Below are 24,537 nucleotides of genomic sequence, written 5' to 3'. Positions count from 1 at the left end.
AAGGGGCGGTTATGCATTTCAAGTTATTAGTGGTTTTTGTAGAAGATTCAAAAACTGAGGCGGTCATGGAAGCTGCGCGCGAAGCGGGTGCTACAGGCGCTACTGTCATTAATAATGCTCGCGGAGAAGGTGTAAATCAGCCTAAAACGTTTTTAGGATTAACGCTTGTATCTCAGCGTGATGTTGTGCTCTTTATTGTTGAAGAGCATTTAAGTCGGAAGATTCTAGAAACAATTTCTAACGTTGCGGAGTTTGAAGAGCATCCTGGTCGTGGAATAGCGATACAAGTTGATATAGAGGATGCAGTAGGGATTGCTCATCAAGTGAAAGAGCTATCGAATATCGTTGAGGATGAGCTATGAAAGTAGAAAAGAAAGTAGTCCGTGTCCGCGATGTAATGACGGATGAGTTTGCTATTATTGATGGTTTAATTACTGTGCAGGATGCTTTGATTGTATTTCAGCAACAAAATTCTGAAGTGCTTATCATTAATAAGCGAAACCCTGATGATGAATATGGACTGTTACTTTTATCTGATGTGGCCAAGAACGTTGTAGCTAAAGATCGTGCACCAGAGCGAGTCAACGTCTATGAAGTAATGGCGAAGCCGGTCGTTTCCGTGGATCCCGAAATGGATATTCGCTATTGCTCACGTTTGTTTGAGAACTTTGGTTTGGCGCATGCGCCTGTTATTAAGGATGGTAAGGTCTTAGGTGTTGTGAGTTATAGCGGTATTGTTTTAAAGGGTGTGTTGGGCGTTTAAATACAGTCGATTGTTTTACATAGAAAAGCCTGCATGAGCAGGCTTTTTAATTTAGAGTAATGGGCTGCTTACCGTCGTGCGGCTTTTAGTGTGTCGGCAATTAGATAAGCAAGTTCTAAAGCTTGTTCTCCATTAAGACGGGGATCGCAATGGGTATGGTAGCGATCAGCGAGGCCCTGTTCGCTAATCATGTAAGCGCCACCTATGCATTCTGTTACATTTTGCCCTGTCATTTCGAAATGAACGCCGCCCGCATGGGTGCCTTCCGCTTTGTGAACTTCAAAGAAGCCTTTAACCTCTTTAAGGATCGCGTCAACACTACGTGTTTTATAACCACTGGAGGCTTTGATCGTATTGCCATGCATAGGATCTGAACTCCATATCACTTGATGACCGCTCTGTTTGACGGCGCGAACAAGTCTAGGCAGGTGCTCAGTGATTTTATCGGCTCCCATTCGAGCAATTAGTGTAATACGTCCTGCTTCGTTTTCCGGATTTAAAATATTTAACAGCTGCTCTAAGTCGTCAACTTTTGTACTTGGCCCTACTTTAATACCAATGGGATTTTTGACGCCTCGTAAAAACTCCACATGGGCGTGATCGGGTTGACGTGTTCTGTCGCCAATCCAAAGCATATGTGCTGAGCAGTCATACCAATCACCTGATAGGCTGTCGGTTCTAGTTAAAGCTTGCTCATAACTCAGTAGCAGTGCTTCGTGAGAGGTATAAAGTGCCGTTTCATGGAGCTGGGGTGTGTTGGATGAATTGATACCACAAGCTTCCATAAAACGAATAGATTGATCAATTTGATCCGCTAGATTTTGATATTTATCTGCCAGCGGGCTGTTACTAATAAAGCTTTGGTTCCATGCATGTACTTGATGGAGATCGGCAAAGCCGCCACTAGAAAAAGCTCTTAGCAGGTTAAGCGTCGATGCGGCCTGGTGGTAAGCGGTTACTAAGCGCTCTGGGTCTGGCTGTCGGGCGCTGTCCGTGAATTCAATGCCATTAATGATATCACCACGGTAACTGGGTAATTCCACGCCTTGGTTGCTTTCCATGTCGCTGGAGCGGGGTTTCGCATACTGGCCTGCAATTCGACCCACCTTTACGATGGGGCTGCTCGCGGAGAAGGTCATTACGATGGCCATCTGCATGAGTACTTTAAATGTATCGCGAATTTTATCGGCGCTGAACTCACTGAAACTTTCTGCACAATCGCCTCCTTGAAGAAGAAAGGCTTTTCCTTTTGCGACGTTAGCCAACTCTTTTTTTAGCTGGTTTATCTCGCCTGCAAAAACTAAAGGTGGCATTTTACTTAATCGCTGTTCGGCTTGTTCTAATGCGCGCGCGTCAGAGTAGTGCGGTTGTTGAACGATGGGTTTGGTTCTCCAGCTTGCAGGTGTCCATATTTGTGTAGTCATTTTTTGAATCCTAGGGTGTTCTTCTAATTTAAAGCGAGAAATATAATGATTGACGCTAACGTCTAAAAACGAAGTGGGGGCGGCCTGTCAACTTTGTGCAGATAGCACAAAACCTACAGACCTAAATAAAATAGGAGTATAGAAAAAAAGCGGGGCAAGTAATGTAGTTTGATTGCAGGGTGTCTGCATTCATATTGCTACGGTTCACGTTGAATTACTTATCTTGTTAAATATCGATTAATTATTTATATCATTTATTAAGCGGTCTTAATACCCGTTAAATTACGGAAAGAGATATCTTTTGCTGTATTAAGGAAGTCGACCATAAACTCTGCATCTTTTTGATCATCACGAATCGCTGCGTAAAGGGTGCACCATATTCCCTTCTCGCCAAGTGGCTTGGAGGCAATGTATTCCCGTTGAATGTACTCATGCAGTGCCCAGTTTGGTAAGGCTGCTACACCGCGACCACTTGCCACTAGCTGCAGCATCATAATGGTCAGCTCAGCGGTTCTGATCGTTTGTGGTTCTACGCCCGCTTCATCCAGGAAGTGATTAAATATATCTAACCGCTGGTGCTCTACTGGGTAGGTGATGAGCGTTTCTTGCGCTAGGTCTTCTGGGTGGATAAAGCGTCTTGCCATTAAGCGGTGTTGTTTGCTGATCGCTAGCCGAGACTCGTAGGTGAACAGCGGGATATAGGTGATGCCATTACGTGGCTCAGGATCGGACGTGATAACGAGGTCTAAATCGCCGCGGGCAAGTGCTGGTAAAGGTTGAAAACTGAAACCGCTGGATAGATCGAGTTCAATTTCAGGCCAATGCTGACGGAAATGATCGATGGTTGGCATGAGCCAATCGAAGCAGCTATGGCACTCAATACATAGATTAAGTCTACCGGCTTCACCGCCTGCAAGGCGTGCAATATCGCGTTCGGTATTGCGAATCATTGGCAGAATTTCATCGGCTAATGTTAATAGGCGCTGGCCTGCGCTGGTGAAGCAGATTGGTTTTGTTTTGCGGATAAATAGAGAGCAGTTGAGGCGGTCTTCTAGGTCTTTAATCTGATGGGATAGGGCAGACTGAGTAAGGTGAACTCGTTCTGCTGCTTCGACAAGACTACCGGCGTCGCGCAAGGCGGACAGTGTTTTTAGATGTCGAAGTTCAACCATTTGCTCGTCTCTCTATTGGGTGATCTTGTACTCGGAATATACGCAGTATAGTACGTTGGAGCAAGAAGAGCAGGTAACCCAGTAAATTACTGGAGTTACCTTAATTTTACTTCACGAGTAAAAACTCTAATAGTGCTTTTTGTGCGTGTAGTCTATTTTCTGCTTCATCAAAGACGACAGAACGAGGATCGTCCATCATATCTACACTGATCTCTTCGCCGCGGTGAGCGGGAAGGCAGTGCATAAACAGGGCGTCTTTATTCGCAAGATCCATTAGGGTAGGGGAAACTTGGAAGCCTGAGAATTGCTTCTCGCGTTCCTTTTGTTCCTCTTCCTGTCCCATGGAGGCCCATACATCTGTCACGATAAGATCGCTACCTGTAGCGGCTTCTTGGGGTGAGCGAGTAATCATGACCCGTTCTTTGTTCTCTTCAACCAGCGCCATGTTTGGATCAAATCCTTCAGGGCAAGCTATGTTGAGTTTGAAATCAAACAGTTTCGCTGCATTGATATAGGAGTGGCACATATTATTGCCGTCACCAATCCAAGTAACCGTTTTACCTTGAATTTCACCGCGATGCTCAAAGTAGGTTTGCATATCTGCAAGCAATTGGCAGGGGTGATATTCATCGGTCAGTGCGTTTATAACCGGTACAGATGAATTAGCTGCAAAATCTACAACCAGTTGATGGCTAAAGGTTCTAATCATCACCACATCGACCATGCTAGAGATGACTTTAGCACTGTCGCTAATGGGCTCGCCGCGGCCTAGTTGTGTATCACGAGGCGATAAAAACATGGCGTGACCGCCAAATTGAGCCATACCTGCTTCGAAAGATACACGGGTGCGGGTCGATGATTTTTCGAAGATCATCGACATTACTTTGCTTTTTAGAGGCTCATAGACTTCGCCGCGATTCCTAATCGCCTTGAGTTCGCTTGCGCGTCGGATCAGGCGGCGTAGTTCAGTTGAGCTTAGGTCATTAAGTGTTAAAAAGTGTCTAATCGTCATTGTACTCTACGGTCGCTATTGGGTGCTTCTGGAAAAGCTGTGCTACGTTCATCCGCGGCATACACTCTAATTATTTGTGACAGAGTGTTGACCAAAAGTTCAGCTTCATTATCAGTCATTGTTAGAGGGGGAAGCATTCTTATTACTTTCCCGCCGCCCGTAATATTTAATAGGATACCCTTAACTTTTGCTAAGACGGCAAGTTCGCTACCCCCTTCGGTCAGCTCGATTGCAATGAGCATCCCTTTATTACGAATCTCTTTTACATAGGGTGCGGTGCCAATCTCTTTGCGGAAACCATCGGCAATTTTATTGCCTAAAGATTCAGCGCGCTCACACAAGTTTTCATTCATTATTGTATTGACGACCGCTAAGGCGGCGGCGCATGCAAGCGGGTTTCCGCCATATGTGGAGCCATGAGTGCCTGGTGATAAGATCGTGGCAGCAACGCCCCGTGCGAGGCAGGCACCAATAGGTACGCCATTGCCTAGGCCTTTTGCGGTTGTTACGACATCGGGCAGAATGTTGTTGTGTTGGTAGGCAAAGTATTTTCCTGAGCGACCATTACCGCTTTGTACTTCGTCGAGCATCATCAACCAGTTATTTTCATCGCAAATCGCACGAATTTGATTGAGGTAGTCGTCAGCGGGTATCTGAATACCTGATTCGCCTTGAATCGGCTCGACTAAAATAGCAACAATATTGGGGTTGTTTGTTGCGATGGTTTTGATCGCGTCAATATCATCATAAGGGGCGCGGACAAAACCGCTGACCAGAGGTTCAAAGCCCGCTTGTGCTGAGCGATTACCGGTGGCGCTTAGGGTTGCCATGGTGCGTCCATGGAATGCGTTTTCCATAACGATGATGGCTGGATTATCAATATTGCGAACGGTATGGCCGTAGCGACGAGCAATTTTTATTGCCGCTTCGTTGGCTTCAGCGCCTGAGTTGCCAAAAAAGACATTATCCATACCCGATATTTGGGTTAGGCGTTCAGCCAGTTGCTGCTGATTGGGAATGGTATATAAATTTGATGTATGAAGAAGCTTGCCTGCTTGTTCTGATATGGCATGCGTAACAGCCGGGTGTGCATGGCCTAAGCCACATACAGCGATACCGCTTAATGCATCTAGGTATTTATTACCGTTTATATCAAACAACCAGCTGCCTTCTCCGCGCTCGAACGCTACGGACAACCGGTTGTAGGTAGTCATGATAGATTCTACAGCCATGTTTATATTTCCCTACAACGCAAAAAGGCAGCCAAGGCTGCCAATCAAAGGACGAATAATAGGCAGCTTTTATCAATTTGGCAAGATCTTGGATAAATAAAGTCAGGAAATAGTCTGATAGATTGAGCGGCTAAGGGCGTAGCGATAGAATTTATTTATCGACCTAATTAAGAAATGCAAATGTACATTATCAGAGTAAGATGGTCGGATATATGGTATATTGTTCGCCACGATATACATAAGAAATGTTCTCAGAATTTAGTAAATAGTAGGTGTACGAATGAGTGTAATTGAAACCATCAAAGAGCAGCTTGAGAGTAATGACATTCTGCTTTACATGAAAGGGACGCCTCGCTTCCCTCAGTGCGGCTTTTCCTCCCGTGCCTCTGAAGCAGTAATGGCTTGTGGTGAGCGTTTTGCTTTTGTAAATATTTTGGAAAATCAAGAGATTCGTGCTGAGTTGCCAAAATATGCCAACTGGCCAACCTTCCCGCAGTTGTGGGTTAAAGGCGAGCTAGTCGGTGGTTGTGACATTATTTGTGAAATGGCTGAAAATGGTGAACTTGAAGCCTTGATCAAAGAAACCGCAGCGAATTCTGAAGCAACAGACGCAGAATAAGTTTTTAAAGGAGAGCGCTTGATTTTAAAGGGTGCTCTCCTATCATAATATCCTTAAACGCTAGATATCACTTAATGGAGATTTATTACAATGGGCGTACTTGTAGGTAAGCAGGCACCTGATTTCACTGCACCAGCTGTATTAGGTAACGGTGAGATTGTTGATTCCTATACACTGTCTGAAGCTACAAAAGGTAAAAAAGCGGTAGTTTTCTTCTATCCTCTTGATTTTACTTTTGTTTGTCCTTCTGAGTTATTGGCTTTCGATCACCGTATCGAAGAGTTCAAAAAGCGTAATGTAGAAGTGATCGGTGTTTCTATTGATTCTCACTTCTCACACAATGCTTGGCGTAACACTGCTGTTAATGACGGCGGCATCGGTGCAGTTAACTACACGTTGGTTGCTGACATGACTCACAGTATCTGTAAGTCTTACGATGTGGAATCTGAAGGCGGCGTTGCTTTCCGTGGTTCTTTCTTGATCGATGAAGATGGTTTAGTTCGTCATCAAGTTGTTAACGACCTGCCTTTAGGCCGTAACGTTGATGAGATGCTACGTATGGTTGATGCGCTTGCGTTCCACCAAGAGCATGGTGAAGTTTGCCCTGCAGGCTGGAATCAAGGCGATAAAGGTATGGTTGCATCACCTGAAGGTGTTGCGTCTTACCTTTCTGCTGAAGGCGACAAGCTATAATTTAGCTGCCTTAATAAAAAAAACCCGCAATAGCGGGTTTTTTTGTGTTCATATCGAACAGTTAATTGATGGGGGCCGTGATTATTTATTCGTAATCATCATAACTGTCGACCATGTCCCATCCGCCTAGCTCTTTCCAGCGATTAACAATAATACAAAAAAGCTCAGCAGTTTTGGTTGTGTCATAAAGGGCGGAGTGTGCTTGTTTTCCATCAAAGTCGATCCCTGCAACTTGGCAGGCTCGAGCCAGTACGGTTTGACCAAACGCTAAGCCGCCTAATGTGGCCGTGTCGAATGTGGAGAACGGATGGAATGGATTACGTTTAATATCTGCACGGTTTGATGCGGCATTAACAAAGCCTTGATCAAATGAGGCATTATGGCCGACTAATACGGCACGTTTGCAGTCATGTGCTTTAATTGATTTACGTACAGCCTTAAAAATTTCTTCAAGTGCTTCACGTTCAGGGACTGCTTCTCTATCGGGGTCAAATGGGTCGATACCCGTGAAGTCGAGGGCTGATTGCTCAATATTGGCACCTTCAAATGGATCTACTTGCGCTTCAAAGCTTTGATCTATAATTAAGAAGCCATTTTCATCCATTGTGAGTGTTACTGCGGCTATTTCCAGTAGCGCGTCGGTGCGGGAATTAAAACCAGCCGTTTCGACATCGATTACTACGGGCAAAAATCCGCGAAAGCGGTTAGCCATGGGATGTTTTGTGTCATGAAGGTTATTCAAGTGCTGCCCTTACTTGGCGATAGGTTTCCGTTTAATCAGCGGCTATTCTAACAGTGTAATTGAAGTCACTCCAATTACCTTCTCAAGATAATGATGTTTTGGCCGAAAAGAAGTAGATACTATTGTCTTTATTGAATTTTCTAGGCGGTTTATTCTGTGCTTGTTCGTGTAATTATCTCATTGCTCATTTTGTTTTCGGCAGCTTCTGTACAGGCTATGACGTTTCGTAGCTCGATTGATGATGCTAAATGGGAATTAGAAGCGTCTAAATTTAGCTGTCGTTTGAGCCAGATGATTCCCTCGTTTGGTAGTGCTGTGTTTGAGCATGAAGCAGGCGAGACGGTACGTTTCATATTAAAGCCGACTGAAAATATTCATTTTACCGAGGGGGCCAAGTTAGTTGCGGAAGCATCGCCATGGCAGCCCGGTATCGCGCCTCGCTTTATCGGTTCGCTTAAGTCTGAGGAGCAAACGGGGTTTATCAAGGTAGAACCGGCGCAAGCGCAAAACATGTTGGCGGCGCTATATAAAGGGATGATGCCTACCTTCACCTCTAAAGAGTGGTACGGTACAAATGAGTCACTGCGGGTCTCGGTCTCAGCAGTTAACTTTCAATCCGCTTACTCTGACTATGTTGGTTGTACGGCGGGTTTACTCCCTGTTAATTACCGTCAGGTAGCGCGAACCGCAATTTTATTTCCTTCTGCCCAATGGCGTTTGTCAGATGCTTCCCGTGAGCGTTTAGACTTGATTGCGCTCTATGTTAAAAATGATGACAGTATTAAAGGGATTTTTGTTGATGGCCATTCTGACAGTATGGGACGTCGCTTAATGAACCGAGATATGTCTAAACGTCGAGCGGAGGAGGTGACCGCTTACCTGATCAGCTTAGGTCTAGACCCCACGTCTATCACCACACGTTATCATGGTGAACGTTATCCTGTGGTTGAAAATAATAGTAAGAAAAACCGTGATCGAAATCGCCGTGTAACCATTCGTTTGGAGCGTGATTAAGCGAACCGAATCTGTTTTTGATCAATACGGGTGAAATTTTAAGCCTAGTCCATCCATTCGTTTCGCTACCCGTATAGTTTCTGCTATACTTTCGCGCTAAATTTGAATCATCCCTTTCAGTCGACTTCTCGGCTGAAACTGTTCGCAAGTTGGAGCTTGAGAATGTCCGAGATCAAAAAGGTCGTTCTGGCCTATTCCGGTGGATTAGACACGTCCGTAATTGTTCGTTGGTTGCAAGATGAATACAACGCAGAAGTTGTTACTTTCACTGCCGATTTAGGGCAGGGGGAAGAAGTTGAGCCAGCACGCACTAAGGCCGAAGCGCTTGGTGTTAAAGAGATCTATATTGAAGATCTACGTGAAGAGTTTGTACGCGACTTTGTATTCCCAATGTTCCGTGCAAATACAATTTACGAAGGTGAGTACCTATTAGGTACGTCTATTGCCCGTCCGTTAATCGCAAAGCGTTTAATTGAAATTGCGAATGAAACAGGCGCCGATGCCATCTCTCATGGTGCTACAGGTAAAGGCAACGATCAGGTTCGTTTTGAGTTAGGTGCTTATGCGCTTAAACCTGGTGTTCATGTGATTGCTCCTTGGCGTGAATGGGATCTAAACTCCCGTGAATCCTTGATGAATTATTGTGAAACTCACAACATCGAAGTTGATTACGCGAAAAACAAGAAAAAGTCCCCTTACTCTATGGATGCTAACCTTCTTCATATCTCTTATGAAGGTGGTATTTTAGAAGATCCTTGGGCTGAAGCTGAAGAGGAGATGTGGCGTTGGTCGGTCGCACCGGAAAATGCACCTGATCAGCCTACGTATCTTGAGTTGACTTATGAAAAGGGTGATATCGTCGCTATCAATGGTGAAGCGATGAGTCCTGCGACTGTTCTTGAATACCTGAATAAAGTGGGTGGCGAGAACGGTATTGGGCGTTTAGATATCGTAGAGAACCGTTTTGTGGGTATGAAATCGCGCGGTTGTTACGAAACACCGGGCGGTACCATCATGATGAAAGCGCATCGCGCGATTGAGTCTATTACGTTAGACCGTGAAGCGGCTCACCTTAAAGATGAGTTGATGCCTAAGTATGCTAAAACTATTTATAACGGCTTCTGGTGGTCAGAAGAGCGTAAAATGATGCAGCAGCTTATCGATTACTCTCAGCGTGTTGTTAACGGTGATGTGCGTGTTAAGTTATACAAAGGCTCTGTTGATGTCGTCGGCCGTCGTTCTGACGATAGTCTGTTTGACGAAAGTATCGCAACATTTGAAGATGATGCGGGTTCTTACGATCAGAAAGATGCAGCAGGCTTTATTAAGTTGAATGCGCTACGTATGCGTATTGCAGCAAGTAAAGGACGTAATCTTTTAGAAGATTAAGTTGGTAATTGTGTTTCTAAAAAACCCCGTACTTGCCCTACGGGGTTTTTTATTGTCTATGCCTCGCTTAAACTTTGATAATAGCCTGATTTATATGCTACTTTTGCTGATACGTAATCTTTATGACGCCTATGGAAATTAATTACTCAGGAAAGTCGGCTCTCATCGTAGACAGTAAGCTTGAAGACCTTGGGACGCTACGACAAATCCTGGGTCGTATAGGTGTGGGGCAGATTCAGGTTGCCTCCTCTGTCAATATGGCGCTCAGCCTAATGAGAGAGTTTTCATATGATCTATGCTTTGCTGCTTATGATATGGGCAAAGGCGAGAAAAACGGTCTTCAATTACTCCATGAAGCTAATGCTGAATTTATCTTTCCCGCGTCGAGTGCTTACTTTCTTGTTGTTGATCCTAAAGATGCAGAGCTTCTTTTCGGCTCTTTAGAGAATTCGCCGGATACCTACCTTTCTAAACCCTTCGATCAAGCGAAGATCCGCCAGCGTGTGGAAAAACTCTTACGCATAAAAGATGCAATAAAGCCTATAGAGCAGCTATTGGATGATGAGCACTTTGATGAGGTGATCGAGAAAAGCGAGGTGCTCATAAAGCATTACCCTGGTTTGAGTATTGTGCTGCAGCGTATTACTGGCATCGCTTTAATTAGAATGCGACGCTTTAGTCAAGCAAAGACACTGTTCCTTACCTTAACGGAAAAGCGTGCTCTGCCTTGGGCTGAGGTGGGAAAAGGGATCGCCTATTTTAATTTGGGCGAATATTCGCAAGCGCTAACCTCGCTGAATCATGTGGTGAATCAGCAGCATATCTGTGTCGAGGCATTTACATGGCTTGCACGTACCCATCAGGTTCGAGGTGAGCTTGAGTTGGCTGTTGCGCTAATGCGGAAAGCGGTCATGTTGCAGCCGACGGTGCCCGCGCTGCAGGGTGAGTTAGCTGAATTAGCGAGTCAGACAGCGGAGTGGGATATAGCGAAAGGTGCTTATCAGCAGGCGGTACGTTATGCGCGCTATTCGGTTTTTCAATCGCCAAAATATTATTTTGGCTTGGTGCGGGCGCTTATTCAGGCCAATGCCCAACGTTTACCGGAGATTGAAGATGACGTTATTAGAGTGCTCGAAGATGTTGTATTGGATCACCCTGATAATCAAGAGGTGATGTTTAGAGCCAAACTGATTAATTGTGACTTTTATCGTTTGGAATCAGACACCTCTCGTTTACAGCAGATGTTGCAGCAAACGTGGAACTTTTTCTTAAGAATGGATGTAGACAGCCAGTGTAAATGGCTGGATGTCATGGTTGATACGGCCCAAGGTACAGATTTGGAGGATGTGGTTCAAAAACGGCGTAAAGAGTTAAGTCGAAGCATGATTGAGAAGGAGTGGGGTAAGGCGAATTACTCTGCGATGACAAGCTTTAGGGGCGGCGATTTAGATAAAGCATTTCAGATGTTTGGTCGCGCCCATGAGCTGCTTCCTAGTCATACGGGGATAGCGTTAAACCTAGTGCAGGCGGGTATTGAAAAAGCGAAACGGGGGGAGAGCGCGTTGTGGATTTTGCTCTCGGTGCGGGATGTGCTTTCAACGATCAGCTTTGGGGCATTACCGTTGAAGCAGCAGCAACGTTATCAAGTCTTAAGCGCGCGGTTTGTTGAGCAGTATAATCAGCTCGTCGGCCCGCCAGTAGATGCATCGGGTAACGACCCGCTTAGCCAAGAGCTTTAACGCTAGTGGGCGAGCGCACAGCTTAAATCGTATCATCATCTTCAATTAAAAATGAGGTCGATGGGGTCGGGGCGGGGTCACCTTCTTTTCTCTGTATGTTTCGCACGAGCTTTCTGCTTAACAGTTTTTTCTGTGCCATGGCAGGCAGGTCGGTAAACATAATAATATTTTTTCCAACAAGCACGTCGATTAAATCTTCAAAAATACGAGAAACGGCGGCATCGGATTGCTCTAAAAATTCTTCCGCAGAGAACTCGTCATCATTGATGGAGAGAAACTCTAAAACCTCTTTGTTTTTTATATCAACCCGTTCGGCTTCCGGTTTAAATGTTTCGGAAAGGCTGATAATGCGTCCTTCTTCATTGCGTATGGCGTATAACATATTGATTTGCTACATTGGTTGGGTTTTAAAACGTTGTTAAAGTATGCGTTTTTTTTGAGTATCTCTCTCATATAAGGTTAAGGTCAAGGTAAATGGAAGTTGTTCAGGATCCTTTGCTCGGTTGTCTAGTTCATCTAAGTAAGCAAAATCATAAGCCTTCATCCCCAGAAGTGCTCTGTGAAGGGCTTCCGTTAGAAAATAACAAGCTAACACCTAAGCTGTTTGTTCGTGCGGCTAAGCGCGCTGGTTTTGCCGCTCAAGTCTTAAAGCGCTCCCTTGATGATATCTCACCGCTGGTGCTACCTGCGGTGTTGTTATTGGAAGGTAATAATGCCTGTGTTTTGCAGGAGATTGATGAGGCGTCTGGGCAAGCACTGATTGTTCAGCCTGAAAGTGGTGGCGAGCATAAGGTTGAGCTAGAGCAGCTTCGAAATAGTTATCTGGGGTATGCTATTTTTGTGCGCTTGGAGTATCGTTTTCAAGAGCAAGTCTCAAAACTATTAGAGGGTCACAAAGGTCACTGGTTTTGGGGGACAATTAAACGCTCATCTGCGATCTACCGTGATGTGCTTATCGCTTCCTTCCTGATTAACCTCTTTGTGATAGCCAACCCCCTCTTTGTGATGAATGTTTATGATCGCGTTGTACCTAATAACGCGATTGAAACCTTATGGGTTTTAGCCTTAGGGGTCTTTATTGTCTATCTGTTTGATTTTGGCTTAAAAATGCTACGTTCCTATTTTATCGAAGTGGCGGGTAAAAAAGGTGATGTGATTTTGTCGGCACTGCTTTTTGAGAAGGTGCTGTCGTTAAAATATAGCGCGCTACCGGCATCAGTAGGTTCTTTTGCCAGTAATTTACGCGAGTTCGATAGTATTAAAAACTTTTTAAGTTCCACAACCAATGTGGTGTTTATTGATCTGCCATTTGCAGTGCTGTTTTTAATTGTTATTGGCTTTATTGGTGGCCCCCTCGTTATTGTACCGCTTGTTGTGATACCGCTGATTATTCTCTTTTCGTTTATCGTTCGTCCCCATTTAAAAGAAGCGGTAGAGAAAACCTTCGCTTCCAATTCGCAAAAGAACTCCACCTTAATTGAAAGTTTAACCGCGATGGAAACGGTGAAAACCCAGCGAGCTAGCTCGTCAATGCAGTTGGGCTGGGAGCAAGCGGTAGGTTACATCGCCAAGTGGAGTTTAAAATCACGGATGTTGTCAGCCAGTGTGGTTAACTTTGCATCATTTGCCCAGCAGTTGACCTCTATTGGGATCATCATCACCGGCGTATACCTTATTAGTGAGCGGGAAATTACGATGGGGGCGTTAGTGGCTTGCGTCATGCTGTCGGGGCGAGCGATTGCGCCGATGAGTCAGGTGGCTAATTTAGTGATCTCGTTCCATCAAGCATCGACCGCCTTAAAAGGGTTGAATGAGATCATGGAGATGCCCTCTGAACGTACAGATGGCCAGCAGTTTGTTTATCGCGAAGCGCTAAAAGGGGCCATTGAGTTTAAAGGTGTCAGTTTTGCTTACCCTGGTGAGCAGCAAAAAGCGCTGGATAATGTGTCATTTAATGTTAAAGCTGGGGAAAAAGTTGCGTTGATTGGCCGTATCGGCTCAGGTAAATCGACCATCGAAAAGCTGGTGCTAGGGTTATACGATGCGTCGGAAGGCTCTGTCCGTATTGACGGGTTAGATATCAATCAAATTGATCCGGTCGATTTACGCCGAAATGTTGGCTACATGCCGCAGGATATCATGCTATTTGCCGGCAGTGTGCGTGACAATATTGTCATTGGCTCCCCTCAAACAGAAGATTCAAGGCTAGTGGAAGTGGCCGAGATGTCTGGTGTGTCTGATATGGTAAACCGGCACCCGCAAGGTTTTGATATGCCGGTCGGTGAACGCGGTGCGTCGTTGTCTGGAGGCCAACGCCAATCAGTGGCTGTGGCCCGGTCCTTAATTCATGATCCCAATATATTGATCTTGGATGAGCCAACAGCCTCTATGGATAATGCGTCCGAAGAACATATCAAGATGATGCTGAAAAAACATGCTAAAGATAAAACAATGTTAGTCGTGACGCATAAAATGTCGTTACTCTCTCTGGTCGATCGCATTATTGTGATGGATTCGGGCAGAGTTGTTGCTGATGGTCCTAAAGAAGCGGTATTGGATGCCTTGAAACAAGGACGACTGCAGGTGCAGAAATGAGTACTATGAATCACAATAAAAAAGACCTGCCTTATATGTCGAGTGTGAGTGAAGCTATCGCAGAGCAGGCGCCTAGGGGAGCAAGTTTACTGCTGTGGATGATGGTGCTTTTTGTCATGATCGCCATCGCTTGGGCGATGTGGGCTGAACTCGATGAAATTACACGGGGCGATGGTGAGATTATACCGTCTAGTCAGCTACAAATTATTGAAACGCTTGAGGGTGGGGCTGTATCGGAAATTCTTGTGCGTGAGGGGGATGTGGTTGAAAAGGGCCAAGTGCTTTTACGTATTGACGATGTTCGTTTCTCTAGCTCGTTACAAGAAAATCTAGTACGCCAGTATGAGCTTATTGCTAAAGCTGCACGCTTAAAAGCGGAAGCAGAGAATGTTGAGTTTGTGAGCCCAGAAGGTTTTCCTGAGCAGTACCAGTCCATGATTACGCAGGAAAGAGACCTGTTTTCCACACGCAAGGCTGAAATGCAAGCGGGTATGGAGGGGCTTAAACAGCAGCTTTCTCAGCGTGGACAAGAACTCAAAGCGGCCAAGTCGCAAGAGGGACAGTTGGCGAGAAGTTATAGTCTACTCAAGCGCGAACTGGATATTACACGGCCCTTATTAAAAGAAGGGGTTATCTCTGAAGTCGAATTTTTACGCCTAAAGCGTCAATTAAATGATTTGCTAGGGGAGCTCTCCGGGGTTCGTTTGAATATTCCCCGTATCGAATCGACACTGCGGGAAACTCAGCAGAAGTTGGGTGAGTTTGAGCTTCAGTTTCGCAATGAAGCGCAAAAAGAGCTTAATGAGGTGGGCGCGGAAATTTCACGTATCACCCAAGCGCTGACCGGCATGAATGATCGTATCGCGCGATCTGAGGTGAAATCGCCGGTAAAAGGCACCGTTAAGCAGCTGTTGGTGAATACCATTGAGGGTGTTGTACAGCCAGGAGACGAGTTGCTCAATATTATTCCTTGGGAAGATACTTTGCTGGTTGAAGCGAGAATCAGACCGTCGGATATCGCAAACATAGTGACTGGGCAAAAAGCGGTTATCAAAGTGACCGCTTATGACTTCTCGATCTATGGTGGCGTGGATGCAACCGTGGTGTTTGTGAGCCCGAGTACAATCCTTGATGAAGAGGGTAAGAGTTACTACCTTGTTCGCTTACAAACAGAGAAGCCCTATATAGGCACGGCATCAACCGAACTTCCGTTGATTGCAGGTATGACTGTTGGTGTTGATATCTTGACAGGTAAGAAAACCGTAATGGATTACCTGTTAAAACCTGTGCTCAAAGCAAAGGAAAAAGCATTAACAGAGCGATAGTATTTTTTCATGAATAAAAACAGGACGTTACTGTTTTGTTGACTGTATGTTCAATATATCGAGACGATATAATGCGTAACAGGCTAAGAATTGTGTATAAGTATTACATTGGACATATTTTTTTGTTATAACGGGCAATGGCGTTGCGTTCTTTACTATAGCTTTTAGTACTGTACGCTTAAAAACTTAGGATAAACCTTACGATCGATAGGATAAATGATGGGTGGCTATGCCATCGTTTATTTATCGATAGTTGATCAAAAAATGAGAGTCTTTGGTTGCTTAGTAACCTAAGTAATTAAGAGGCCTAAGTGATTCGGGTGGATGGTGTTGCGGCGGTATTGGCTGACGTCAATTCTATTGATAGATTTAGTCAGCCTCTATTCAGTTACAACGGTGATAATTACATAACATTACAAATGGTGTGGTTATTTCTGTTATTGTAGTGCGCTTGCATTTTTACCGAAAATCGAAGATAGAATGGTGGATTCTAAGCATTATGCAGTTATTCTTCATTAGTAACCGACCGAAAGTTCTGGAGCGTTGGAATCACTTATTAAGTGATTGGAATCCAGAGACGGTAGGAGTGAGTGAAGTTGCATCTAAGTTGACGAACGGGGGCATTCTATTGATGCACCTGAGTTCAGTGAATGAAGTGGATAGTCAGCTTATATTCAGTTATAAAAGGGATAATCCTAAAAGCATTTTGATTGTCTGTACCGATGTCCCTAATGAGGAAGAGGGGGTTGAGGTTTTACAGTTAGGTGCGAATGGTTATACAAACACGTATGTAACAGGTTCGCTGCTATTAGAAGTGGTGAAGACTGTACTCCGTGGTGATATTTGGGCTGGCCCCGAGTTATTACAGACGTTGCTTCGGCGGCTCTTAAGTAATTTGCCTGCATCAAATAGTAAAGTGGACACCGCAGAGTCTGTAGATTGTTTTGACGGATTAAGTAGTCGTGAGCAACAAGTGCTGTCAGTTCTAGTGACGGGTGCTAGTAATAAGGAGATTGCTCGCGAGCTTGAAATTACTGAACGAACAGTTAAAGCCCATCTGAGTTCTATTTTTCAGAAAACCGGGGTTTCAGACAGAGTTTCGCTGGTCTTATTGGCCAGTAAATCACCAGTATTGGTGGTTTAGCAGTAATTCGGTGGTGGCTACAAAACTATTTATTTATAAGGCGGAAGACAGTTATGCTAAGGGCAATGATTGCTGGTGTACTTATTGGGACAGTAAGTACACTTTCTTATGCGGCCTCGCTTGAAGAGGTTGTTACACAAGGGTTAACAGATAACCCTAATGTGCAGAGAGCGATTAACTACAGAAATTCGGTATATCAAGAGGTTAGGCAAGCTAAGGGTGGCTACCTACCAACCGTTGATGTGTCAGCCGGTTATGGTTACGAGTGGACAAACAACACAACAACCGGCGCTAACGGTTTAGATGATGTTGAATTAAAGAGAGGCGAAGCGGGGTTAAGTATCCGTCAAATGCTTTTTGATGGTTTTGCTACGGCAAACGAAGTTGATCGTCAAAAAGCACGGGCCTTGTCTGCCGACAAGCGTCTTGTTGAGTCTGCGGAATCTTATGCATTAGATGCAACGCGCGCCTATATTGAATTGAATCGTAGACACGCCCTTTTCCAACAAGCGAAAGAAACCCTATATAATCACGTTAAAATCTATGACCGTATCAAGCGTCGTTCTGAGTCTGGTTTAGGTGCTTTGGCCTCCATTCAGCAAGCAGAAGGTCGTTTAGCGCTGGCCGAAGTTAATGTGCTGGCCGCTGAAAATAACTTATTAGATGCCCAAGCTAACTTCCAACGTGTGACCGGTGTTCCTGCCCCTGAAGAGATTGTTTACCCTGAGCTCACTAACATCAGCATTCCTGAAACCGTTACAGAAGCGACCGAAGTGGCGATGAGCAATCATCCGACCTTGCAGGTGGCTGAAGCTGATACGATGGCGGCCGTGGCGCAATATAATGCGGCGAAACGGAACTATTACCCCCGCGTTGATTTTGAAGTAGACCGTACTTGGAATAATGACTTAGATGGCGTTGATGGTATGAATGAAGACCTCACCGCTATGGTCCGTATGCGTTATAACTTGTATAACGGCGGTGTAGATCAAGCGAAAGTACGCCAAACTCAATATCAAATTGAGGAAGCGAAAGCGGTTCAGAATAATGCACACCGCGATGTTATGCAGAGTGTTGAGCTTTCATGGAATGCATTCTCTATTTTAAGTCGTCAGGTTCCTTACCTTGAGCAGCATGTGGCTGCGAGCCAAGAGACTCGCAACTCATACCTAAAACAGTTTAATATTGGCCAACGTTCATTGTTAGATTTGCTGGATACTGAGAATGAGGTTTTTTCAGCTAAAAATGACCTGACTAATGCATTACATGATCAGTTAATTGCAAAGTATCGTGTTGTGAATGGGATGGGAACGTTGTTGGATAGCTTAAACCTTTCATTGCCTGAACCTAATTTGGGCGATGTTGAGGAAAAAAACCAGCTAGCAGACGCTAAATCAATGGAGAATGGCTAATCAAGCTGTTCTATCATTGAAAAGAGAGGGTGAAGTTCATTAAAATCCCTCCTCAACCTTGTTATTTGAAAAGGGTTGCCATTGGCAGCCCTTTTTTCTTTGTGTGAAGTGCCAAAATGAAAGCTCATAAAATAAGCCAAGCTCCAATCCCAATGCGTACTGTGGGTCCTATTAAAATTTGTGGATCTGTATTGGATGAAAAAATATCGGTACCTTTGGCTACCTATGAAACACCGCTTTGGCCTTCTGTGGGTCGAGGGGCGAGGATCTCAGTATTAACGGAAGGGATCAAAACCACGGTGATCGATGAGCGCATGAGTCGTTCCATTCTTTTAGAAGCTGACGATGCCTATGAAGCCCTTCAAGCGCTGAACTCAATCAAAGCGCGTATGGATGAAATAAACGCAGTAGTGGCTAAAAGTAGTCGCTTTGCCAAATTGATTGATATGAACAGCCAGATCGTAGCAAATATGATCTACCTGCGTTTAGAGTTCACGACAGGGGACGCATCGGGTCACAATATGGTGACGAACGCTGCGGATAAGATCATTCCTTGGCTATTAACTGAATACCCACAACTGCGCTACTCCTCTATATCGGGTAACTACTGTTCAGATAAAAAAGCGACAGCGGTGAATGGTATCCTTGGGCGTGGCAAATATGTTGTTTGCGAAATTTTAATCTCGCGTGAGCTCTGTGAGCGTCGCTTAAAAACGACGCCGGAGAAAGTGGTAGATCTTAATATTAAGAAAAACCTCATTGGTACGATGATCGCGGGTGGTCTACGCAGTGCCAATGCGCATTTTGCTAATATGTTGTTGGCTTTTTACCTTGCTACTGGGCAGGATGCCGCCAATATCATTGAAGGGTCTCAAGGTATCGTTCATGCGGAAGTGCGGGGCGATGATCTTTATTTCTCATGTACATTACCTAATTTAATTATGGGATCGGTGGGGAATGGTAAAGGGATCGATTTTGTCGAAGAAAACCTTGCTATGCTCGGCTGTAAAGAAGAGCGAGAGTCGGGTGCAAATGCACGCCGTTTAGCCGCTATTTGTGCAGCGACGGTGCTGTGTGGTGAACTGTCTTTATTAGCTGCGCAGACAAATCCTGGTGAATTAATGGAAGCGCATCTTAAATTGGAGCGGTAATGACGGATCTAACCAATGATCGCAAGCTTGAGCATATTCGAGCCATTGAGAACGACCCGCTCACTGATCGCTCAGGCCATTATTTTGACCAAATCAAATTAATGCATCGGGCGTTTCCTGAAATGGCACTGCAGGATGTAGATAGTTCTTGTCAATTTTTAGGAAAGACGTTGAGTTTTCCTATGTTGATCTCCTCCATGACCGGTGGTGATCATCAAGTCGTTAAGCAGGTTAACCAGAATTTGGCAACGGCGGCGCAGGCCTGTGGGGTTGCCATGGCCGTTGGGTCTCAGCGGGTGATGTTTACCGCCCCCAGCGCTCGAGAAAGTTTTCAATTGCGTCACTTGGCACCTGATATTCCTTTAATTGGCAATATAGGTGCGGTACAGCTCAATTGCGGTATGTCTCATGCTCAAATTCAAGAGGCGATTGATTGTTTAGAAGCGGATGGCCTTTACCTTCACCTTAACCCGTTACAAGAGGCGGTCCAGCCTGAAGGTGATACGGACTTTCGTCACTTAGGCCATCGAGTTGCTGACTTAGTTAATGCACTTGAGGTGCCTGTGTTGTTAAAAGAGGTCGGCAGTGGGTTATCGCCGGCTGATATAGAGATCGGCTTACAGGCGGGTGTATCTATCTTTGATGTCGCCGGCAGTGGCGGTACCTCATGGAGTCGTATTGAACATCATCGCCGTCAAGATAGCAGTGACCTAGGGTTAACGTTCCAAGATTGGGGCATTTCTACCCCCGCAGCACTTAAAATGGCAAACCCTTATCTTGGCCGTGCCACATTAGTTTCAAGTGGTGGCTTAAGGGATGGGATTGATATGGTTAAATCTGTTATACTCGGCGCCTCAATATGTGGCATGGCTGCTCCACTGCTTAAACCAGCGATGGAATCAAGCGAAGCTGTTGTCGCAGAAATAGAAAAAATTAAAACAGAATTCAGAACTGCTATGTTTCTGCTTGGCGCTCGGGATGTTGCCGCTTTATTTAATAACCCAGCCCATATTCTAGAAGCGCGTTAGGATCGAGACCCCATAATGTCAGTTGGTATTGACGAAATTAGTTTCTATACATCTAATTATTTCCTAGACTTGCGAACTCTTGCAGACGTTCAAAAGATTGAATCTGGGAAGTATTATCAAGGTATTTGGCAAGAACGAATGTCAATGGCCGCCCCAGATGAAGATGTTGTGACTATGGCTGCAAATGCAGCTAATCCATTAATCGATCGTGTCGGTACTGATACGATCGGTACCCTATTGTTTGCTACAGAAACAGGGATCGATCAGTCTAAAGCGGCAGGCGTTTATGTCCATCGCTTGCTAGGACTGAACTCTAACTGCCGTGTAGTTGAGCTAAAACAAGCATGCTATAGCGCAACAGCCGCTGTGCAAATGGCATGTGCACTCGTTGCCCGTCAGCCTAACAAGAAAGTCCTTGTTATCGCGTCTGATGTTGCGCGTTATGATCTGGATACTTCAGGTGAAGCGACCCAAGGGTGCGGTGCTGTAGCCATGCTCATTTCGACTAACCCACGGTTAGTTGAAATTGATCCCGAAGTTGGTAATTACACTGAAGATGTCATGGATTTCTGGCGTCCTAATTACAGAACAACGGCGATAGTTGACGGGAAATATTCAACAAAAATTTATCTGAAGTCGCTTAAACACGCGTGGGAAAATTTTGTTGAAGTGAGTTCGTTAGCGTTTAATGATTTTTCTCACTTTTGCTATCACTTGCCTTTTAGTCGTATGGCTGAAAAAGCACATAAGCATTTAGCAAAAGTAAATAAAGTTGGCTTGTCACTGGATCAAATTGAGCAGCAGGTTGAAGATACGCTGCACTACAATCGGGTTATTGGTAATAGCTATACGGCCTCAATGTATATTGGTTTAACGTCGTTGCTAGAAAATTGTAAGGATAACCTTGCAGGCCAAAAAGTTGGCTTTTTTAGTTACGGTTCGGGCTGTGTCGCAGAGTTTTTCTCGGGCACTGTTGTGCCAGGCTATGAGCAATGCCTACATACATTGACACACAAAAACATGTTAGATGCACGTCGTGAAGTGACCTATGACGAGTACCTAACGCTCTACCATTATCCTGACCCTCGGGATGGTGAGCACCATGATATTCCAGAGTCCACGACAGGGCGTTATCGATTAGCGGCAATTAGTGGTCATAAACGAGAATATGTTATCTGCTAAAGCCCCGGGTAAACTGATACTGAGTGGTGAACATTCAGTTGTTTACGGGGCGCCTGCCATTGCAGTAGCTGTGAATCATTATGTCACAGCTACTTTTTCGCCTTCTGATACCGATACATTGATCATCACCTCTTCTGTATTGGGGCAAAGTCGTCGCACCTTGGTGCAGTTAGAGCACCTTGTTGCACACTTAGATCAACGTTTTGAACGTTTTTTATTAGGTGAGTTGGCTGTTCAAGATGTTTTACAAACCCCCCATGATCTTCTTTATTATACTGCGCTGCAGTCGGATAGCTTACCGAGCGGTACTGTAACGATCCATAGTGATATACCGACAGGGGCTGGAATGGGGTCATCAGCGGCGGTGATTGCAGCATTGCTACAGCTTTTCCAATCTTCCTCTTGTGCACAACAACGTGACGATAAAAAGCCTGAGTTTTTCCAGAAGGTAAAATATTGTGAGCGCTTACAGCATGGCCGAGGTAGTGCAATTGATGCGGCAGCGGTGACCTACGGTGGTGTGCTTAAAGTGCAGGCCGATAAAGTTACGCCTTTACCGCTTGAGCTAGGGGACGGTTGGTACCATTTCCATACTGGCACACCCTGTTGCTCTACAGGTGAGACGGTTGCAGCTGTGCGTGCAAAGTTTTCCCATCGAACCGACCTATGGCAGCAGTTTGCCAAGATAACCCAAGCCTTTGAAGCGAACATCAAGCAGCCATCAAGACTAGGTTCAGTTATGCGTGCTAACCATCAGCTCTTACAAGAGATTGGGGTTGTGCCAGCACCGGTATCAGCCTTGATTGCGCAGATTGAAAGTATGGGCGGCGCGGCTAAAATTTGTGGTGCGGGTGCTCATCAAGGTGAGACAGCGGGGCAGGTGCTCGTGTACTTTCCCGAACAAAATAGTGAGACATTAAGCGCGCAGCTTGGTGTTTGTTTAACGCCCTTACAGCAACAGTTAAATGGAGCGCATCGTGGTTAATATTCGCGCAAAAGTCCCCGGTAGTATTATGTTGATGGGCGAGCACTCAGTGCTTTCCGGCGAGAAGGCTTTAGCCTGTGCTGTAGATAAATATATCGTTGTTGAACTTAGGCCTTTACGTGAACGGCAGGTGGTGATTGAGTCTGCGTTAGCTCACTACCGGTCAACCTTAGATCAGCTTGAACCTAACTCAAATTTAACCTTTGTGTTGGCTGCGATTGAGTTATTTGCCAGCCAACTGCCAAGTGGCTTTGTATTAACGATTCAATCAGAGTTTTCCCATCAGGTGGGGTTAGGCTCTTCAGCCGCGGTAACGGCGGGTGTCGTGGCAGTATTGGCGGCGTACGCTGAACGTGATGTAGATAATAAATCGCTCTTTGAAAATGCGTTGACTGTGGTGCATAAGGTTCAAGGAGGACGGGGCTCGGGTACCGATTTAGTGGCCAGTATATATGGCTCTATTGTGTCTTATTCGGTTAAGCCTTGTGTGGTTAAAACTCTGCTGGGTCAACCTGACATCGCGTTGTTTTATGCCGGTTATAAAACGAAGACACCCGATGTATTGCGTAAGGTTGAACAATTAAGCCATGCTAACCCAGAGATATATCAGCAGATTTATCACCTAATGGGGCAGATCACATTAAAAGCGGAAAAGGCTGTTGTCGAGAATGATTGGCAGAATTTAGGCTGTTTGATGAACCATTACCAAGGTTTGATGGATGCCTTAGGTGTCTCTGATCATACGATCTCCGATATCGTTTATCGCCTTAGATCGAGTGATAAAATCCAAGGTGCTAAAATATCAGGTTCAGGGTTGGGTGACTGTGTGTTGGCATTAGGAACCGACCCCGATCTTTCTATTCCATATGAGCAGATAGCTGTCGCAGTATCAGAAAAGGGTGTAACGCTTGAGTATTTCTAAACAGAAGGTGATTGCAAACTATCTACCGAACACGACTGAACCCGGCACAAAAGCTGATGCCTTTGCCCCCAGTAATATTGCGTTATGTAAGTATTGGGGTAAGCGAGATGTAGAGCTGAATTTACCGATCAATGCATCACTGTCGATTTCGTTAGGTGAGTTAGGTAGCCATACGACCCTGAGTGAATCTGATAGGGGGCAAGACCAAGTGTATTTAAATAATGAGTTACTCTCATTAGACAGCCCCTTTGCACGTAAAGTCATCGGTTTTATTGATCTCTTTCGGCGGGACCTTAAGCAGCCGGTTCAGGTGCGTACGGTTAATAATATTCCGACGGCAGCGGGGCTTGCTTCATCGGCTTCGGGCTTTGCTGCTTTAACCTTGGCCATTGATAAGTTTTATCGCTTTGATTTAGCGCTGGACCATCTCTCCGCGTTTGCGCGGATGGGAAGTGGTAGTGCATCTCGTTCACTCTACCAAGGCTTTGTTGAATGGCATAAAGGTAGCCGAGAGGATGGCATGGATAGTTGTGCCGAACGGTTGGCGCTTGAGTGGCCTGGATTTAGGATCGGTCTGCTCAAAGTTGCAACCGGTGAAAAGAAGGTTGATTCCCGTTCAGGTATGCAACGTACCGTTGAATCGGCGGCACTTTATAGTGCATGGCCGCAGCAAGCGGCGAATGACTTAGTGGCGATTAAGCGCGCTATTCAGCAGCAGGATCTGGAGTGCTTAGGTCAAACCGCGGAACAGAACGCATTATCTATGCATGCAACGATGATCGCTTCTTGGCCTCCTTTGCTGTATTGGCAACCCGAATCCGTTGCGGCGATGCATAGAGTTTGGGAGCTTCGGGCATCGGGTGTTCCTGTTTATCTAACGATGGATGCGGGGCCTAACTTAAAGCTTCTGTTTCAGCATGCGGATGAGATGCAGGTGAGAGATGCTTTCCCTGAGTTGGTGGATGCCGATATTGTTGCGCCGTTTGGGTAGCTG

The 24,537-nt window shown here is 45.3% G+C and carries 23 protein-coding genes; 17 read left to right on the top strand and 6 right to left on the bottom strand.

The features are described from left to right. The first annotated feature begins 11 nt into the window (after nucleotides 1–11). Nucleotides 12–362, top strand: a complete 351-nt coding sequence (locus A3773_RS01900; protein WP_067982263.1) for a P-II family nitrogen regulator — start codon at nucleotides 12–14, stop codon at nucleotides 360–362. After that, on the top strand, nucleotides 359–763 hold the full coding sequence (locus A3773_RS01895) for a CBS domain-containing protein (RefSeq protein WP_067982260.1): 405 nt from the start codon (nucleotides 359–361) through the stop codon (nucleotides 761–763). Before A3773_RS01900 ends, A3773_RS01895 begins: the two co-directional genes overlap by 4 nt. 68 nt (nucleotides 764–831) lie before the next feature. Here the strand turns inward: A3773_RS01895 and A3773_RS01890 are convergent, their stop codons facing one another. The 4 genes from A3773_RS01890 to A3773_RS01875 form a co-directional block, all read right to left on the bottom strand. Beyond that, on the bottom strand, nucleotides 832–2,187 hold the full coding sequence (locus tag A3773_RS01890) for a class II 3-deoxy-7-phosphoheptulonate synthase (RefSeq protein ID WP_067982257.1): 1,356 nt from the start codon (nucleotides 2,185–2,187) through the stop codon (nucleotides 832–834). A 257-nt stretch (nucleotides 2,188–2,444) separates the two neighbouring features. Beyond that, nucleotides 2,445–3,359: a LysR family transcriptional regulator gene (locus tag A3773_RS01885; RefSeq protein WP_067982255.1), complete on the bottom strand. Its 915-nt coding sequence runs from the start codon at nucleotides 3,357–3,359 to the stop codon at nucleotides 2,445–2,447. 106 nt (nucleotides 3,360–3,465) lie between these two features. Beyond that, nucleotides 3,466–4,371 (bottom strand): ornithine carbamoyltransferase, encoded by a 906-nt coding sequence (gene argF, locus A3773_RS01880; protein ID WP_067982251.1) that lies wholly within the window; start codon nucleotides 4,369–4,371, stop codon nucleotides 3,466–3,468. Continuing rightward, nucleotides 4,368–5,603, bottom strand: a complete 1,236-nt coding sequence (locus tag A3773_RS01875; RefSeq protein ID WP_067982247.1) for an aspartate aminotransferase family protein — start codon at nucleotides 5,601–5,603, stop codon at nucleotides 4,368–4,370. Before A3773_RS01875 ends, argF begins: the two co-directional genes overlap by 4 nt. 280 nt (nucleotides 5,604–5,883) lie before the next feature. Here A3773_RS01875 and grxD point away from each other — a divergent pair, with 280 nt between their 5' ends. Together grxD and A3773_RS01865 are read left to right on the top strand one after the other, a co-directional pair. After that, complete coding sequence (gene grxD, locus A3773_RS01870; RefSeq protein WP_067982244.1) at nucleotides 5,884–6,222, top strand: Grx4 family monothiol glutaredoxin; 339 nt, start codon at nucleotides 5,884–5,886, stop codon at nucleotides 6,220–6,222. A 90-nt stretch (nucleotides 6,223–6,312) separates the two neighbouring features. After that, nucleotides 6,313–6,915 (top strand): peroxiredoxin, encoded by a 603-nt coding sequence (locus A3773_RS01865; protein WP_067982241.1) that lies wholly within the window; start codon nucleotides 6,313–6,315, stop codon nucleotides 6,913–6,915. 85 nt (nucleotides 6,916–7,000) lie between these two features. On the opposite strand, the gene rnt is transcribed toward A3773_RS01865, so the two are convergent. Continuing rightward, complete coding sequence (gene rnt, locus A3773_RS01860) at nucleotides 7,001–7,627, bottom strand: ribonuclease T (RefSeq protein WP_067982724.1); 627 nt, start codon at nucleotides 7,625–7,627, stop codon at nucleotides 7,001–7,003. A gap of 186 nt (nucleotides 7,628–7,813) precedes the next feature. Here rnt and A3773_RS01855 point away from each other — a divergent pair, with 186 nt between their 5' ends. The 3 genes from A3773_RS01855 (at nucleotide 7,814) to A3773_RS01845 (ending at nucleotide 11,799) form a co-directional block, all read left to right on the top strand. Further along, nucleotides 7,814–8,671 carry an OmpA family protein gene (locus A3773_RS01855; protein ID WP_067982238.1) on the top strand — a complete coding sequence of 286 codons (858 nt, stop codon included), beginning with the start codon at nucleotides 7,814–7,816 and terminating at the stop codon, nucleotides 8,669–8,671. A gap of 162 nt (nucleotides 8,672–8,833) precedes the next feature. Next, nucleotides 8,834–10,060, top strand: coding sequence for an argininosuccinate synthase (locus A3773_RS01850; RefSeq protein ID WP_067982235.1), 1,227 nt, complete (start codon nucleotides 8,834–8,836; stop codon nucleotides 10,058–10,060). Nucleotides 10,061–10,191: 131 nt separating this feature from the next. Then, nucleotides 10,192–11,799 (top strand): response regulator, encoded by a 1,608-nt coding sequence (locus A3773_RS01845; protein ID WP_067982232.1) that lies wholly within the window; start codon nucleotides 10,192–10,194, stop codon nucleotides 11,797–11,799. Between the two features lie 22 nt (nucleotides 11,800–11,821). Here the strand turns inward: A3773_RS01845 and A3773_RS01840 are convergent, their stop codons facing one another. Further along, entirely contained in the window at nucleotides 11,822–12,181 is a 360-nt protein-coding gene (locus tag A3773_RS01840; protein ID WP_067982227.1) for a hypothetical protein, read from the bottom strand. A 92-nt stretch (nucleotides 12,182–12,273) separates the two neighbouring features. Here A3773_RS01840 and A3773_RS01835 point away from each other — a divergent pair, with 92 nt between their 5' ends. From A3773_RS01835 to mvaD, 10 genes are all read left to right on the top strand, one after another. Then, nucleotides 12,274–14,394, top strand: a complete 2,121-nt coding sequence (locus A3773_RS01835) for a type I secretion system permease/ATPase (protein WP_067982224.1) — start codon at nucleotides 12,274–12,276, stop codon at nucleotides 14,392–14,394. Continuing rightward, complete coding sequence (locus tag A3773_RS01830; RefSeq protein WP_231902112.1) at nucleotides 14,391–15,719, top strand: HlyD family type I secretion periplasmic adaptor subunit; 1,329 nt, start codon at nucleotides 14,391–14,393, stop codon at nucleotides 15,717–15,719. The genes A3773_RS01835 and A3773_RS01830 overlap by 4 nt, the downstream gene beginning before the upstream one ends. Before the next feature lie 499 nt (nucleotides 15,720–16,218). Further along, entirely contained in the window at nucleotides 16,219–16,863 is a 645-nt protein-coding gene (locus A3773_RS01825) for a response regulator transcription factor (protein ID WP_067982221.1), read from the top strand. Between the two features lie 53 nt (nucleotides 16,864–16,916). Then, the gene (locus A3773_RS01820; RefSeq protein WP_067982218.1) at nucleotides 16,917–18,275 is read left to right on the top strand and encodes a TolC family outer membrane protein; all 1,359 of its coding nucleotides are present in this window, start codon (nucleotides 16,917–16,919) and stop codon (nucleotides 18,273–18,275) included. A 116-nt stretch (nucleotides 18,276–18,391) separates the two neighbouring features. Continuing rightward, entirely contained in the window at nucleotides 18,392–19,426 is a 1,035-nt protein-coding gene (locus A3773_RS01815; RefSeq protein ID WP_067982215.1) for a hydroxymethylglutaryl-coenzyme A reductase family protein, read from the top strand. Then, complete coding sequence (gene fni, locus A3773_RS01810; protein WP_067982211.1) at nucleotides 19,426–20,454, top strand: type 2 isopentenyl-diphosphate Delta-isomerase; 1,029 nt, start codon at nucleotides 19,426–19,428, stop codon at nucleotides 20,452–20,454. The genes A3773_RS01815 and fni overlap by 1 nt, the downstream gene beginning before the upstream one ends. A 15-nt stretch (nucleotides 20,455–20,469) precedes the next feature. Continuing rightward, nucleotides 20,470–21,636, top strand: a complete 1,167-nt coding sequence (locus A3773_RS01805; RefSeq protein ID WP_067982208.1) for a hydroxymethylglutaryl-CoA synthase — start codon at nucleotides 20,470–20,472, stop codon at nucleotides 21,634–21,636. Then, nucleotides 21,623–22,621, top strand: coding sequence for a mevalonate kinase family protein (locus A3773_RS01800; RefSeq protein WP_067982205.1), 999 nt, complete (start codon nucleotides 21,623–21,625; stop codon nucleotides 22,619–22,621). Before A3773_RS01805 ends, A3773_RS01800 begins: the two co-directional genes overlap by 14 nt. Continuing rightward, entirely contained in the window at nucleotides 22,614–23,543 is a 930-nt protein-coding gene (mvk, locus tag A3773_RS01795; RefSeq protein ID WP_231902111.1) for a mevalonate kinase, read from the top strand. The genes A3773_RS01800 and mvk overlap by 8 nt, the downstream gene beginning before the upstream one ends. Next, nucleotides 23,530–24,534 (top strand): diphosphomevalonate decarboxylase, encoded by a 1,005-nt coding sequence (gene mvaD / locus A3773_RS01790; protein ID WP_067982202.1) that lies wholly within the window; start codon nucleotides 23,530–23,532, stop codon nucleotides 24,532–24,534. Before mvk ends, mvaD begins: the two co-directional genes overlap by 14 nt. Nucleotides 24,535–24,537: the final 3 nt, after the last annotated feature.

Origin of the sequence: Neptuniibacter pectenicola (assembly GCF_001597735.1) — a bacterium.
Lineage (GTDB): Bacteria > Pseudomonadota > Gammaproteobacteria > Pseudomonadales > Balneatricaceae > Neptuniibacter > Neptuniibacter pectenicola.
The sequence above is the reverse complement of the archived record's forward strand: the minus strand, read 5'-3'. Positions and strand labels throughout refer to the sequence as shown.